13 protein-coding genes are annotated in these 13,444 nt (G+C 62.2%); 12 read left to right on the forward strand and 1 reads right to left on the reverse strand.

What is annotated here, in order from left to right:
- The first annotated feature begins 321 nt into the window (after nucleotides 1-321).
- Together rpsB and tsf are read left to right on the forward strand one after the other, a co-directional pair.
- Nucleotides 322-1,104: a 30S ribosomal protein S2 gene (gene rpsB, locus AC04SG_RS03020; protein ID WP_142865747.1), complete on the forward strand. Its 783-nt coding sequence runs from the start codon at nucleotides 322-324 to the stop codon at nucleotides 1,102-1,104.
- Between the two features lie 108 nt (nucleotides 1,105-1,212).
- Nucleotides 1,213-2,133 (forward strand): translation elongation factor Ts, encoded by a 921-nt coding sequence (gene tsf / locus AC04SG_RS03025; protein WP_181057059.1) that lies wholly within the window; start codon nucleotides 1,213-1,215, stop codon nucleotides 2,131-2,133.
- 36 nt (nucleotides 2,134-2,169) lie between these two features.
- On the opposite strand, the gene AC04SG_RS03030 is transcribed toward tsf, so the two are convergent.
- Complete coding sequence (locus AC04SG_RS03030) at nucleotides 2,170-3,096, reverse strand: LysR family transcriptional regulator (RefSeq protein WP_488549879.1); 927 nt, start codon at nucleotides 3,094-3,096, stop codon at nucleotides 2,170-2,172.
- 113 nt (nucleotides 3,097-3,209) lie between these two features.
- On the opposite strand from AC04SG_RS03030, the gene AC04SG_RS03035 reads away from it, so the two are divergent.
- The 10 genes from AC04SG_RS03035 to fabZ all read left to right on the forward strand — a co-directional run bounded on the left by AC04SG_RS03035 (nucleotide 3,210) and on the right by fabZ (nucleotide 13,437).
- On the forward strand, nucleotides 3,210-3,737 hold the full coding sequence (locus AC04SG_RS03035; RefSeq protein ID WP_488549880.1) for a nuclear transport factor 2 family protein: 528 nt from the start codon (nucleotides 3,210-3,212) through the stop codon (nucleotides 3,735-3,737).
- 36 nt (nucleotides 3,738-3,773) lie between these two features.
- Nucleotides 3,774-4,883 (forward strand): aldo/keto reductase, encoded by a 1,110-nt coding sequence (locus AC04SG_RS03040; RefSeq protein ID WP_488549881.1) that lies wholly within the window; start codon nucleotides 3,774-3,776, stop codon nucleotides 4,881-4,883.
- 149 nt (nucleotides 4,884-5,032) lie between these two features.
- Nucleotides 5,033-5,755, forward strand: coding sequence for a UMP kinase (pyrH, locus tag AC04SG_RS03045; RefSeq protein WP_023671026.1), 723 nt, complete (start codon nucleotides 5,033-5,035; stop codon nucleotides 5,753-5,755).
- Nucleotides 5,756-5,854: 99 nt separating this feature from the next.
- The gene (gene frr, locus AC04SG_RS03050; protein ID WP_192253868.1) at nucleotides 5,855-6,409 is read left to right on the forward strand and encodes a ribosome recycling factor; all 555 of its coding nucleotides are present in this window, start codon (nucleotides 5,855-5,857) and stop codon (nucleotides 6,407-6,409) included.
- On the forward strand, nucleotides 6,390-7,163 hold the full coding sequence (locus tag AC04SG_RS03055; protein WP_352561640.1) for an isoprenyl transferase: 774 nt from the start codon (nucleotides 6,390-6,392) through the stop codon (nucleotides 7,161-7,163). The genes frr and AC04SG_RS03055 overlap by 20 nt, the downstream gene beginning before the upstream one ends.
- Nucleotides 7,164-7,174: 11 nt before the next feature.
- Nucleotides 7,175-7,990, forward strand: coding sequence for a phosphatidate cytidylyltransferase (locus AC04SG_RS03060; RefSeq protein WP_477232605.1), 816 nt, complete (start codon nucleotides 7,175-7,177; stop codon nucleotides 7,988-7,990).
- A gap of 104 nt (nucleotides 7,991-8,094) precedes the next feature.
- Nucleotides 8,095-9,237, forward strand: a complete 1,143-nt coding sequence (gene rseP / locus AC04SG_RS03065) for an RIP metalloprotease RseP (RefSeq protein ID WP_488549882.1) — start codon at nucleotides 8,095-8,097, stop codon at nucleotides 9,235-9,237.
- Between the two features lie 217 nt (nucleotides 9,238-9,454).
- Nucleotides 9,455-11,848: an outer membrane protein assembly factor BamA gene (bamA, locus tag AC04SG_RS03070; RefSeq protein ID WP_488549883.1), complete on the forward strand. Its 2,394-nt coding sequence runs from the start codon at nucleotides 9,455-9,457 to the stop codon at nucleotides 11,846-11,848.
- Nucleotides 11,849-11,924: 76 nt separating this feature from the next.
- Entirely contained in the window at nucleotides 11,925-12,983 is a 1,059-nt protein-coding gene (lpxD, locus tag AC04SG_RS03075) for a UDP-3-O-(3-hydroxymyristoyl)glucosamine N-acyltransferase (RefSeq protein WP_488549884.1), read from the forward strand.
- A gap of 1 nt (nucleotide 12,984) precedes the next feature.
- On the forward strand, nucleotides 12,985-13,437 hold the full coding sequence (gene fabZ, locus AC04SG_RS03080) for a 3-hydroxyacyl-ACP dehydratase FabZ (protein ID WP_142865736.1): 453 nt from the start codon (nucleotides 12,985-12,987) through the stop codon (nucleotides 13,435-13,437).
- Nucleotides 13,438-13,444 lie beyond the last annotated feature (7 nt).

Genomic DNA, 13,444 nt, shown 5'->3' on the forward strand with positions numbered 1-13,444 from the left:
CCATTCCAGCGGCTCAAAACATCCCGAAACTTCTGCATTCTCCGGTCCTGTAGCCATGCTGCCCGCTTCATCCCCAGCCTCCATTCGCTGGCGATAAAACCGGACAACTCGCGTGCTACCTAATCCGGACAACTCGTGTGCTTACGACATAAAGCGCCTCACCGCTTGCGTTTGTAGCACTTCCCCTCTATATGCGCGCTCATTCCACACACGGACTTTGGTGTCTGCCCGGGAGAAATCCGGCTGAAACCTCCGGTGGCGTTCGAGGACAAAGTCCAAAAATGCCTGTGTCCGTGGAGGCTAACCGGAAAGGAACTAAGAATGGCACTGCCTGATTTCAGCATGCGCCAGCTTTTGGAAGCTGGCATTCACTTCGGCCACCAGACCCACCGCTGGAACCCGAAGATGGCGCCCTACATCTACGGCGCCCGCAACAACATCCACATCATCGACCTCTCGCAGACGGTGCCTTTGCTGCACCAGGCGCTGAAGCAGGTTTCCGACACCGTCGCCAAGGGCGGCCGCGTGCTGTTCGTCGGCACCAAGCGCCAGGCTTCGGACATCGTCGCCGACGCGGCGCAGCGTTCGGCTCAGTACTACGTCAACTCGCGTTGGCTCGGCGGCATGCTGACCAACTGGAAGACGATCTCGAATTCGATCCAGCGCCTGCGCAAGCTCGACGAGATGCTGGCCGGCGAAGCCCAGGGCCTGACCAAGAAGGAGCGCCTCAACCTCGACCGCGAGCGCGAGAAGCTCGACAAGGCGCTGGGCGGCATCAAGGACATGGGCTCGACGCCCGACCTGATGTTCGTCATCGACACCAACAAGGAAGCGATCGCCATCCTCGAGGCCAAGCGCCTCGGCATCCCGGTCGTGGCCATCATCGATTCGAACTGCGATCCGGACAAGATCGACTTCCCGATCCCCGGCAATGACGACGCGGCGCGCGCCATCCAGCTCTATTGCGACCTGATCGCCAAGGCTGCCATCGACGGCATCGCTCGCCAGCAGGGCGCGCTCGGCGTCGACATCGGTGCCTCGGTCGAAGCTCCGGTCGAACCGGCGCTGGATCCGACCCCGGCGGCCGAGACCCCGGAAGCCTGATAGCGGAGGCCGGTCCAGGCCTTCATCTTTCTAATATTTTGGCAGGCTAAACGGACGCATCACCGAGTACCGGTGGTGCGTCGGTGCATTTAAAACAAAGAGGCGACAATGAGCATTTCGGCTGCACAGGTCAAAGAACTCCGCGACTTGACGGGCGCGGGCATGATGGACTGCAAGGCGGCGTTGACCGAGACCAACGGCAACATGGAAGAGGCCGTCGACTGGCTGCGCAAGAAGGGCATCTCCAAGGCCGACAAGAAGGCCGGCCGTACTGCGGCAGAGGGCCTGATCGGTGTCGACAATGGTGTGCGCGAGGCTGCTGTCGTCGAAGTCAATTCCGAAACCGACTTCGTCGCCCGCAACGCTGCTTTCCAGGAAATCGTCGCCAATGTCGCCAAGGTTGCACTCGCCTATGGCACGACCGAAGCCGTGGCTGCCGCGAAGTACCCGGGTTCGGACAAGTCGGTTGCTGACACCATCAAGGACGCTGTCGGTACAATCGGCGAGAACATGGGCTTCCGCCGCTCGGCCAAGCTGACCGTTCCGCATGGCGCTGTCGCGACCTATGTCCACAACGCGGTCGCCGACGGCCTCGGCAAGCTCGGCGTGCTGGTTGCGATCGAAACCACGGGCAATGAACATGCCGCCAACGCCTTTGGCCGTCAGGTCGCCATGCATGTCGCCGCCACCAACCCAATGGCGCTGACGGCTGAGCAGATCGATCCGGCCGCGGTGGAACGCGAAAAGGCGATCTTCTCCGACCAGGCACGCCAGTCCGGCAAGCCGGAAGCGATTATCGAAAAGATGGTCGAGGGCCGCCTGCGCAAGTTCTACGAGGAAGTCGTGCTCTTGAAGCAGGCCTTCGTGCTCAATCCCGACATCACTGTCGAGAAGGCGCTCAAGGATGCCGAGAAGGAAATCGGCGCTCCGGCCAAGATCTCCGCCTATCTGCGCTTTGCGTTGGGCGAAGGCATCGAAAAGGAAGAGACCGATTTCGCGGCGGAAGTCGCGGCTGCGGTGAAGAAATAATCCTTGGAAATAGCCCCTGAAAAGGGGCTTCTCAGCTCAGGCAACTCGGCCGGGTGTCCGCAAGGATGCTCGGCCGATTTCTTGCGCGGTATCGATGAAGGCCCTGAGCTTCGGCGCCATCGACGCCCGGCGCGGGAAGTAAAGGAAGAGGCCGGGCTCTTCGATCGCCGTTTGCGGCAGGATCTGCACGAGGCGGCCGGCGGCCAATTCCGCGCGCACCAGCGGCTCGAACACATAGGTCAGCCCGACGCCGGCAAGCGCAAGGTCGATCGCGGCGAGCGAATCCGTAACGATGACATTGCCCTTCGTCTCAACCAACACATCCTTGCCGTCCTCGGTCAGGTCCCAGCGGTAGAGCGCGCCGGACCGGACGAGCCGGTAGCCGATGCAATTGTGATTGGCGAGATCGGCCACGCTGCGCGGGCGGCCATGCCGGCCGACATAGGCGGGAGAGGCAACGATGACGGCCCTGAATGGTGGCGTCAGCCGGACCGTCACCATGTCTTGCGCGATCATCTCGCCCAGCCGGATGCCTGCATCGAAACCTTCGCCGACAATGTCGATGAGTCCCTGGTCGGTGAGCAATTCGACAGTCACATCCGGATAGCGCTCCGCCATCGCAGCGACCACAGGCGTGACGGCAAGCGGAATAGCGATGTTGGGGACGTTGAGCCTGAGCAGACCCGAGGGTCGGCCCTTGATGGCGCGGATGCGGTCCATCCGTTCGGCAATGTCCTGAAGGGCAGGGGCCGCCGTCTCCACCAACGCCTTGCCGGCTTCCGTCAATGAAACGCTGCGCGTCGTGCGTGCAAACAACGGCTGACCGATGCGCTCCTCGACAAGGCGCACCGCATGACTGACCGCGGATGGGGACATGCCGAGTTCGGCTGCGGCAAGCGCAAAGCCGCCACGTCGGGCGACGGCGACGATGACAGGCAGATGAGTGAGCAGCTCGCGGTCCATTCATGAATGATATCGCATAGTCCTTGCAAACAATTCAATCTTCACGGTGCCGGCTGCGCGGCCCACATTGTCGCCAACAGGTGGCAGTGGCCGATACACCAAGGAGAAGAAGCATGAACGCCCTGAAACACATGACCTTCGCCGCAGGCCTTGCTTTGGCGCCGGCCGATGCCGGCGGCACCGAGCCGTCCGGCTGGCGCGCGCTCGCCGACGAACGCGCCGTCATCCGCATCGCCGACGCCATTGACCGTGCCGTCGATGCGCAGGACTGGAAGCTTGCCCGTTCCTATTTCGCCGACCGCGTCACCGTCGACTTCAGCAGCCTGTCGGGGCAGCCCGCGGCCAACATCCCCTCCGACGATCTGATCGGCACCTGGGCCGGCAACCTCCGCGGCAGCAAGACCAGCCTGCATCTGCGCACCAACCACCAGGTGGTTTTAGAGGCGGATGCGGCAACCGTCTCTTCGAACGGCTATGCCTGGAATCGGATGGAAGGCAATGGCGACCCGCTATGGGAAGTCTGGGGCACCTACGAGCATCATCTGGTCCGCTCCGGCGCCGGCTGGAAAGTCGACGGCTTCATTTTCCGCGCCACGCATGAGCGCGGCAATCCCTGGGTCAAGGCAACCCCCGGCCAGTAAGTCGGCATCATTCAGATCAGCATCGGAAGAAATATCATGACCATGACCTATTACACGCTCGGCAACAGCGGCCTGCGCGTCAGCCGGCTGGCGCTGGGCACCATGACCTTCGGCACCGAATGGGGCTGGGGGGCGGACAGGGAAACGGCGCGCGCCATGGTCGACGCCTATGTCGAGGCCGGCGGCAATTTCTTCGACACCGCCGACCTTTATACCGGGGGCACCGCCGAAACCTGGCTCGGCGAATTCATCGCCGAGCGCGGCTTGCGCGACAAGGCAGTGATCGCCACAAAATTCACCTTCAACGCGGAACCCGGCAACCCGAACGCCGGCGGCAATGGGCGCAAGAACATTTTGCGCGCCGTCGATGCTTCGCTGAAGCGGTTAGGCACCGACTATATCGACCTTTATCTCATGCATGTCTGGGACGGCCTGACGCCAGCCGAAGAGGTCATGCGCACGATGGACGATCTCGTGCGTGCAGGCAAAATTCGCCATGTCGGCCTGTCCGACGTGCCGGCCTGGTATGCTGCCCGCGCGCAAACGATCGCCGAATGGCGCGGCTACGAGCCGGTGTCGGCCCTGCAGCTCGAATATTCGCTGGCCGAGCGTTCGATCGAGCATGAATTCGTGCCCTTCGGCACTCGCCATGGCGCCGGCATCATGGTGTGGAGCCCGCTGGCCAGCGGCCTGCTCAGCGGCAAATATCGACCGACGCAGGATGGCAATGCCGGCCGGCTCGACGGCTTTCGCAACACCACCCATCCGGGGTTCCAGAAATTCACCGACCGAAACTGGGCGATCGTGGCGGAACTCGAAAAGGTCGCCGCCGAGCTCGGGCGCAGCATGCCCCAGGTCGCTGTCAACTGGGCGGCAACGCAACCGGGCATTGCCACCGTGATCCTTGGCGCCACCAAACTGGGGCAGTTGCAGGACAATCTGGCGGCGCTGGATTTTGAGATCCCAGCCGAGTTGCGCGCACGACTGGATACGGTCAGCAGGACGCCGCCGCCATTCCCCTATTCCTTTTTCGGTTCCGAGATTCAGGCCCGGGTTACCGGCGGCGCCGTGACCGGCGATAAGCCGTCTGGCTATGCGCCGCCGTTGGTTGTCGAAGGCGCCGCCGTCAGCATCACCAGCAACTGACAGGCCGCGACGGGGACGCGAATTGGGCGAGGGGCGCCGCGTGACATCGCGGCGCCCTTCGTGTATCGGAACTCGCATCGCGCCAGCGGCGGCGCCCGCGCGAGGGCGGCCTGCCCAGGCGCGCCACACGCAATAATGACGAGGTCCAGATGACGGCAAAGCCCCTCTATCGACGTGTCTTGCTGAAAGCGTCGGGCGAAGCGTTGATGGGCGAGCAGCATTTCGGCATCGATGTCTCGGTCGTCGACCGCATCGCGGCCGACATCGCCGAAGCCCGCGCGCTCGGCATCGAGGTCGGCGTCGTCATCGGTGGCGGCAATATCTTTCGCGGCGTGGCGGTGGCGTCCAAGGGTGGCGACCGCGTTACCGGCGACCATATGGGCATGCTTGCCACGGTCATCAACTCGCTGGCGCTGCGCACCTCGCTGAACAAGATCGGCGTCGATGCCGTCGTGCTGTCGGCGATCGCCATGCCCGAACTGTGCGAGAGTTTTTCCCAGCGCCAGGCCACCGCCTATATGAACCAGGGCAAGGTCGTCATTTTCGCCGGCGGTACCGGCAATCCGTTTTTCACCACCGATTCGGCCGCAGCCTTGCGCGCCGCCGAGATCGGCGCCGACGCTCTGTTCAAGGGCACCCAGGTCGACGGTGTTTATTCCGCCGATCCCAAGAAGGATCCGAATGCGACCCGCTTCGAGCGCATCAGCCACGCCGAGGTCATCAACAAGGGCCTTTCGATCATGGATACCGCCGCAATTGCACTTGCGCGCGAAAACAACATCCCGATAATCGTCTATTCGATCCACGAAAAAGGTGGTTTCGGCGATATTCTGAGGGGCGGCGGCCGTTGCACGATCGTCGCCGACGAGTGATCCGGAGTATACTCTCCCGAAAAGGGGATCAGTTTTTCGAAAGCGGGCTATTCGGGCCCTAAGCAGTGAACCCGGGTCAAACGGGTCGAGGAGACTAAGATGAGTGGTGAGTTCGACGACCTCAAGCGGCGCATGGATGGCGCGATCGCAGCCTTCAAGCACGACCTGGCTTCGCTGCGCACCGGCCGCGCCTCCAGCAATCTGCTCGACGCCATCCAGGTCCAGGCCTATGGCACCACCATGCCGATCAACCAGGTGGCGAACGTGTCGGTGCCGGAGCCGCGCATGATTTCGGTCTCAGTCTGGGATAAGTCGATGGTCGGCGCCGTCGACCGCGCTATCAGAGAATCCAATCTCGGCTTCAATCCGATCGTCGATGGCACCAATCTCAGGATTCCGCTGCCCGAGCTCAACGAGCAGCGCCGCAAGGAACTGGTCAAGATTTCGCACGGCTACGCCGAGAACGCCCGCGTTGCGGCGCGCCATGTCCGCCGCGACGGCATGGACTTCTTGAAGAAGGCGGAAAAGGACGGCGATATCAGCGAGGACGATCATCGCAAGCGCTCCGATCAGGTCCAGAAGCTGACCGACGAAACGATCAGTACGATCGATCACCTGCTTTCCGATAAGGAAGCTGAAATCATGCAGGTTTAGGGTCGGCCCACACCGGCCCGAAAGCGAGACCATGGCAACGCCCGCGCATGTCGCGATCATCATGGATGGAAACGGACGCTGGGCCAAGGCGCGCGGCTTGCCGCGGCTTGCTGGCCATCGCGCCGGCGTCGAGGCGCTGCGCAAGACGGTGCGCGCTGCGCCCGGTCTGGGCATTTCCTTCCTGACTGTCTACGCCTTTTCGTCGGAGAACTGGTCGCGTCCAAAATCCGAAGTCAGCGACCTGATGGGGCTTCTGAAGCTGTTCATCCGCCGCGATCTGGCCGAACTGCACCAGAGCGGCGTGCGCGTCAGGATCATCGGCGACAGGGCAGGGCTGCAGCCGGACATCAGAGGCCTGCTCGAAGAGGCCGAATCGCTGACCGCCCGCAATGAAGCGCTGACGCTTATCATCGCCTTCAACTATGGCGGGCGCGACGAGATCGTGCGCACGGCGCGCAAGCTCGCAGCCGCCGTGGCGCGCGGCGAGATCGACAGCGAGGCGATCACGGCGGAATCGTTTGCCGGCGCCCTCGATACCGCGGGCATTCCCGACCCGGAGCTGGTCATCCGCACCAGCGGCGAGCTTCGGCTGTCGAACTTCCTTTTGTGGCAGGCAGCCTACAGCGAACTGGTCTTCCTGCCGTGCTATTGGCCCGATTTCAGCCGCGAACACCTGGCCGACGCACTGCGCGACTTCGCCGGCCGCGAGCGCCGCTTCGGCGGGCTCGCCGCCCAAGATGTCGCCGCCTCGTGACCGGCGGCGGGATGAACAATCTTCAGCTTCGCATCGTCTCGGCGCTGGTGCTGGCTGCAATAGCACTTGGCCTGACCTGGTTGGGCGGGCTGTGGTTCCGCTTGCTTTGCGCCGGCATGGCGGCGGTTATCTTCTATGAATGGGCGCGCATGTCGCGCCCTGCGGCCGGTGCGGCCCTCGGATTCGTTCCAGAGGCGTTGCTTCTGGTTTTCGTCGGCGCCCTGATCGCCGGCGTGCCGGCGTCGTGGCTGCTGTCTCTTGTCCTGGCCATGGTTGTCGTTGCGGCGGTCGGCGCACGCATGCGCGGAGCCGCGCAATGGGATGCCGCCGGCCTTGCCTACGCAGCGCTGTCCGGCCTGTCGCTGGCGCTATTGCGCGACGGCGACCGTTCCGGCCTGGTCGCGATCCTGTTTTTGTTCGCCGTGGTCTGGGCGACCGACATCTTTGCGTATTTCGTCGGCCGCGCCGTCGGCGGGCCTAAGCTTGCGCCATCGATTTCACCCGGCAAGACGCAGAGCGGCGCGCTTGGCGGTGCTGTCGGCGGCGTGGTCGCCGGCGTGCTTCTGGCCGCCGCCGCCGGAGCCGGCAATCTTGGCGTCCTCGCTTTGGTCGCGTTGGTGTTGTCTATTGTCGCCCAGGCTGGCGACCTCTTCGAATCCTGGGTCAAGCGCCGGCACGGCCGCAAGGATTCCAGCGCGTTGATACCAGGGCACGGCGGCGTCATGGACAGGGTGGATGGGCTTGTCGCGGCGGCTTTTGCCCTATACGTCATCGGTTGGATTTCGGCGGGCGCCGATCATCCGGCGCAGGGGCTTTTTCCGGCTTGAGCGGCATTTGACGGCGAAGAATTGGCGCGTGCCACGGATTCGCCTGGATTGATGTCACAGTCGCGGCGTCACCTTTTCGCCGTGGGTGAATTTGAGGGCACGACTTGAACGAGATACTTCACGCGTTTTTCAGCACGCAAGGCTTTGTCCTCGGCACGCTGGTGCCGTTTCTGTTCGTGCTGACCGTCGTCGTCTTCGTTCACGAAATGGGCCACTACCTCGTCGGCCGCTGGTGCGGCATCGGCGTAAAAGCCTTCTCGATCGGCTTCGGCCCCGAGCTTTTCGGCTTCAACGACAGCCACGGAACGCGCTGGAAGCTTTGCGCCATACCGCTTGGCGGCTATGTCAAATTCGTCGGCGACATGAGCGTCACATCGAGCCAGCCCGGCACGGAAGAGCTGGAGAAGCTGACCGATGCCGAACGCGAAGTTGCCTTCCACACACGGCCGATCTGGAAGCGCGCGGCCACGGTGGTTGCCGGGCCGCTGTTCAACTTCCTTTTGACCATCGCCGTCTTCACCGTGATGTTTTCTCTCTATGGCCGCCCGGTGCTGGAGCCGATGGTGGCTCAAGTCACCGCCGGTAGCCCGGCGGAAAAGGCCGGCATTTTGCCCGGCGATCGATTCGTCGCCGTCAATGGCAGCAAGGTTGAGACCTTCGCCGACGTCCAGCGCCTTGTGCAGGGCCGCGCCGGCGACTCGCTTACCTTCACCATGCTGCGCGATGGCAAGGAGATCACCGTCACCGCGACGCCGGAGTTGATGGAACAGCAGGACGCGCTGGGCAACAAAACCAGGGTGGCCGTCATCGGCGTCGTCAACAACAAGGAGCTCGGCCAGCCGAGAGTGATCACCTACAGTCCGATTGGTGCGCTCGGAGCGGCGGTAGAGCAGACGGGGCAGGCCATTCAGGGCACTGGCCACTTCCTGCAACGTTTCGTTGTCGGCCGCGAGGACAAATGCCAGCTGGGCGGTCCGATCAAGATCGCCAAGATGTCGGGCCAGGCGGCCAAACTCGGCTTCGAATGGCTGGTGCAACTTGTTGCATTGCTGTCAGTCGGGATCGGAATTCTGAACCTTTTGCCGATTCCGCCCCTCGACGGCGGCCATCTCCTGTTCTACGCCATCGAAGCCGTTTTCCGACGTCCGGTATCGGAGCGGATGATGGAAATGGGGTACCGGGCCGGCCTCTTTCTGGTGCTGGGATTTATGGGCTTCGTTTTCTGGAACGATCTGTTTGGGTGCTGAAATCATGAAGAAATTCGGCTTCGGCACCGGCAATGTTGAGACGCCGTTTACCATGCACGGGGGTATGCGTGACGCGAAAGCCACGCATCAGGGTTAAGTAATTACAAATTAACCAGAAGCCTTGCGTGTAGGGAAAATCCGGTTAATACGGTAGGGGAAATTACCGCACGTCCGGTTTTCTCGCCGTGGGGACTTCGAGAAAAGGTACAAAAGCCCGATGAAGGCAGCATCCAAGTTTTTGAGCGCCGCGTCCGCGGTGGCTATGTCCGCCGCTCTGGTTGTGCCAGGCGCGCTCGCCGTGCAGTTCGTTGCCACATCTGCGGCGCAAGCAGCCGTTGTTTCGAGAGTCGAGGTCAGCGGCAACCAGCGTGTCGACGCCGACACCATCCGCAATTACATCTCGATCAAGCCCGGCAAGGCGTTTTCCAGCGCCGATATCGACGATGCGGTCAAGGCGCTGTTCGGCACCGGGCTGTTCTCGGACGTCCAGATCAACCAGGTCGGCTCGGCGCTGGTCGTCAAGGTGTCTGAATATCAGGTGGTCAACCAGGTCCTGTTCCAGGGCAACAAGAAGCTCAAGGACAACGCGCTGGCAATTGCGGTGCAATTGAAGCCGCGCAGCACCTTCTCGCAGGCAACGCTGGATTCCGACGTCGAGGCGGTGAAGGCTGCCTACAGGCGCATCGGTCGTGACGATGCCGCTGTGACCACGCAGATCATGGATCTCGGCGACAACCGCGTGAACGTGGTCTTCAACATCAACGAAGGCGGCCGCACCAAGATCGCTGCGGTCAATTTCGTCGGCAACAGCGCTTATTCGAGCCGCCGCCTGTCCGACGTCATCGCCACCAAGCGCTCAAGCTTCCTGTCGTTTGTGCTGCGTGATGACGTCTATGACGAGGACAAGCTGCGCGCCGACCAGGAGACGCTGCGTCGCTTCTACTACAATCACGGCTATGCTGACTTCCAGGTGGTTTCCGCTGTCGGTGAGCTCGACGACACCACCAACCAGTACACCGTTACCATCACCGTGCAGGAAGGCGATCGCTACACGTTCGGCGATGTCAGCGTCGAGAGCACCATTCCGGAAGTCGATTCGAAGTCGCTGGAATCGGTGGTTCAGACCCACAAGGGCGACGTCTACAACGCCAAGGATGTCGAGGACACGATCATCGCGCTGACCGAGAAAGTCGCGGGTTCGGGCTATGCCTTCGCCCAGGTCACGCCGCGCGGCGATCGCAACTTCGAGAACCACACCATTTCGGTCGTCTATACGATCGACCAGGGCACCAAGGCCTATATCGAGCGCATCGAGATCCGCGGCAACGATCGCACGCGCGACTATGTCATTCGCCGCGAATTCGACGTCAGCGAAGGCGACGCCTTCAATCAAGTCCTCATCCAGCGCGCGAAGAAGCGGCTGGAAGCGTTGGATTATTTTGAAAAAGTCGACATTTCGACTGTTCCCGGTTCCGAGCCTGACCAGGTCGTTCTCGTGGTCGACGTGGTCGAGAAGTCGACCGGCGAGTTCTCGGTCGGCGCCGGCTATTCGACCGGTGGCGAGACTGCAGGTCCGTCCGTCGAAGGTTCAATCGCGGAGCGCAACTTCCTCGGTCGCGGCCAGTACATCAAGGTCTCGGCCGGCGGCGGCAAGAATTCGCGCGACTACAGCCTCTCCTTCACCGAGCCGTATTTCCTCGGACGCCGTATCGCAGCTGGCTTCGATATCTTCCAGCAGACGCGCAACTACGACCACTATGACGCCGAGACGCTCGGTGCGACGGTCCGCTTCGGCCTGCCGATCACCGACAACATCTCAACGCAGCTGGCGTACAATATCGCCCAGGAGAAGTACAAGCTCGACGACGGTTGCGATAACAATCCTGCTGTCCCGGGCAACGCACCTGGCGACGGGATTCCGGATGCCGACTGCAACATATCTCCGGCGATCGTCGAGGGAATTGACGAAAGCCCTTGGATCAAGTCGTCGGTCAGCCTTGGGCTGGTCTACAACACCATCGACGACATGAAGAGCCCGCATGAAGGCATCTACGCCACGACGACCGTGGAAGTGGCCGGCCTTGGTGGTGATGCCAAGTTCGTCAAGGTTACCGGTCGAGGCACTGTCTACCAGACCTTGTCCGAACAGCTGGACCTGGTCGGCCTGATTTCAGGCGGCGCCGGCCATATAGCGGGCTACGGCGACAACGGCTTGCGTATCTTCGATCAGTTCCAGAGCAGCGACCGTATGATCCGCGGTTTCGAGTATGGTGGCATTGGCCCTGCGGACATCAATACGGGTGACCATCTCGGCGGTACCACCTATTTCAATGCGTCGGCGGAAGCCCAGTTCCCGGTACCGGTCATTCCGGAAAGCTTCGGCCTGCGTGGCGCAGTGTTTGCGGATGCCGCCACACTGTATGGCAGCAAGATTGACACCACTGGTGTTACCCAAACCTCAACTGACATGAAGCTGCGCGCCTCGGTTGGTGTCGGCTTGTTGTGGTCGTCGCCTTTCGGCCCGATCCGCATCGACTATGCGATCCCGGTCAAGAAAGAGTCGACCGACGACGTGCAGGAATTCAACTTCGGCATGTCGAGCCGCTTCTGACGTTCGGGTAACGATGCTTCCGGGCCGTTGGGGTCCGGAAGAAACTGATCCGACCTAGCTGGATATTGCTTCTGGAATGACCGATCCGGTGTTCTTCGCGCCATCACGCCGGTATACGGCCGGCGAAGTCGCGAATCTGACCGGCGCGGCGCTTGTCGATTCCGACCTTGCCCACATATCGATCGACGCCTTGGCGCCAGCCAGTGAAGGCGGGGAGGCTGCGCTCGTCTTCGTCGACGGCAAGCGCAATTTCGCGCTGATGCAGTCGCTGAAGGCGGCGGCCGTGCTGTGTCCGGCCGAATTCGCCACCAAGGCGCCGGCCGGTATCGCGGTTCTGGTCCATCCTCGACCGCAACAGGCTTTCGCCATGGTCGGTCGGCTCCTGTTCCCGATGGCGGCCACACCTGGGCCGATGACCAGCGAAACCGGGGTCTCCCCGCAGGCCCATGTCGATGCCTCCGCGCACATTGAGGCCGGTGCCATCATCGAAGCCGGAGCGGTGATCGGCCCACGCGCTTCCGTCGGCAGCGGAACGGTCATTGCGCCCCACGCCGTTATCGGCCCTTCCTGCCAGATCGGCCGCGATGGCTATATTGGTCCAGGCGTCAGCGTCCAGTATGCGCTGATCGGCAACCGCGTCATCATCCATGGTGGCGCCCGCATCGGCCAGGACGGGTTCGGCTTCGTCGGCGGTGCCAAAGGGCCCGAGCGTGTGCCGCAGATCGGCCGCGTCATCATCCAGGACGATGTTGAAATCGGCTCGAACACGACAGTCGATCGCGGCGCCATGTCGGATACAATCATCGGCCAGGGCACCAAGATCGACAATCTGGTGCAGATCGCCCATAACGTTCGCATCGGCCGCAATTGCATTATAGCAGGGCTTTCGGGTATCTCCGGCTCCGTCGTCGTCGGCGATGGTGTCACCATGGGTGGCGGCGTTGGCCTTGCCGATCATTTGACCATAGGATCGGGGGCCAAGCTTGCGGCGAGAAGCGGGTTCATGAGCAACGTGCCGGCGGGCGAGATCTGGGGAGGCTATCCGGCGCAGCCGATGGCGGAAGCCATGCGCGAGATCGCCATGCTGCGCAAGCTCGCCAGGACGCGCAAGCAGGGCGAGGGGGGAAGTAGCTGAGATGGTGCCGGCGACGCTCGAGGCGGTCGATATATTGGGGTTGATGAAGCTTTTGCCGCATCGCTATCCCTTCCTGATGATCGATCGAATTGTCGAGATCGATGGCAACGACTCGGCTATCGGCATCAAGAACGTGACCATCAATGAGCCGCATTTCCAGGGCCATTTCCCGGACCAGCCGGTGATGCCGGGTGTGCTGATCGTCGAGGCCATGGCACAGACGGCCGGCGCGATCTGCATTCGCAGTCTCAACACGGAAAAGCCGTCACTGGTCTATTTCCTGACCATCGACAACGCGAAATTCCGCAAACCGGTCGTTCCGGGCGACCAGTTGAAGATCCACGTCAAGAAAATCAAGATGCGCGGCAACCTGCTCAAATTCGCCTGCGAGGCCATGGTGGAAGGCGCAAAGGCCGCCGAAGCCGAGATCTCGGCAATGATGGTTACCGGCTGACGGTTCG

This window comes from Mesorhizobium sp. CNPSo 4684 (genome assembly GCF_057784315.1).

What these genes read in the sequence shown, in the direction of transcription:
- pyrH (WP_023671026.1), top strand. Translation starts at nt 5,033, where the DNA reads ATGACGGCAAAGCCCCTCTATCGACGTGTCTTGCTGAAAGCGTCGGGC.
- AC04SG_RS03030 (WP_488549879.1), bottom strand. Translation starts at nt 3,096, where the DNA reads ATGGACCGCGAGCTGCTCACTCATCTGCCTGTCATCGTCGCCGTCGCC.
- lpxD (WP_488549884.1), top strand. Translation starts at nt 11,925, where the DNA reads ATGACCGATCCGGTGTTCTTCGCGCCATCACGCCGGTATACGGCCGGC.
- AC04SG_RS03035 (WP_488549880.1), top strand. Translation starts at nt 3,210, where the DNA reads ATGAACGCCCTGAAACACATGACCTTCGCCGCAGGCCTTGCTTTGGCG.
- bamA (WP_488549883.1), top strand. Translation starts at nt 9,455, where the DNA reads ATGAAGGCAGCATCCAAGTTTTTGAGCGCCGCGTCCGCGGTGGCTATG.
- AC04SG_RS03060 (WP_477232605.1), top strand. Translation starts at nt 7,175, where the DNA reads ATGAACAATCTTCAGCTTCGCATCGTCTCGGCGCTGGTGCTGGCTGCA.
- fabZ (WP_142865736.1), top strand. Translation starts at nt 12,985, where the DNA reads ATGGTGCCGGCGACGCTCGAGGCGGTCGATATATTGGGGTTGATGAAG.
- rpsB (WP_142865747.1), top strand. Translation starts at nt 322, where the DNA reads ATGGCACTGCCTGATTTCAGCATGCGCCAGCTTTTGGAAGCTGGCATT.
- tsf (WP_181057059.1), top strand. Translation starts at nt 1,213, where the DNA reads ATGAGCATTTCGGCTGCACAGGTCAAAGAACTCCGCGACTTGACGGGC.
- AC04SG_RS03040 (WP_488549881.1), top strand. Translation starts at nt 3,774, where the DNA reads ATGACCATGACCTATTACACGCTCGGCAACAGCGGCCTGCGCGTCAGC.
- frr (WP_192253868.1), top strand. Translation starts at nt 5,855, where the DNA reads ATGAGTGGTGAGTTCGACGACCTCAAGCGGCGCATGGATGGCGCGATC.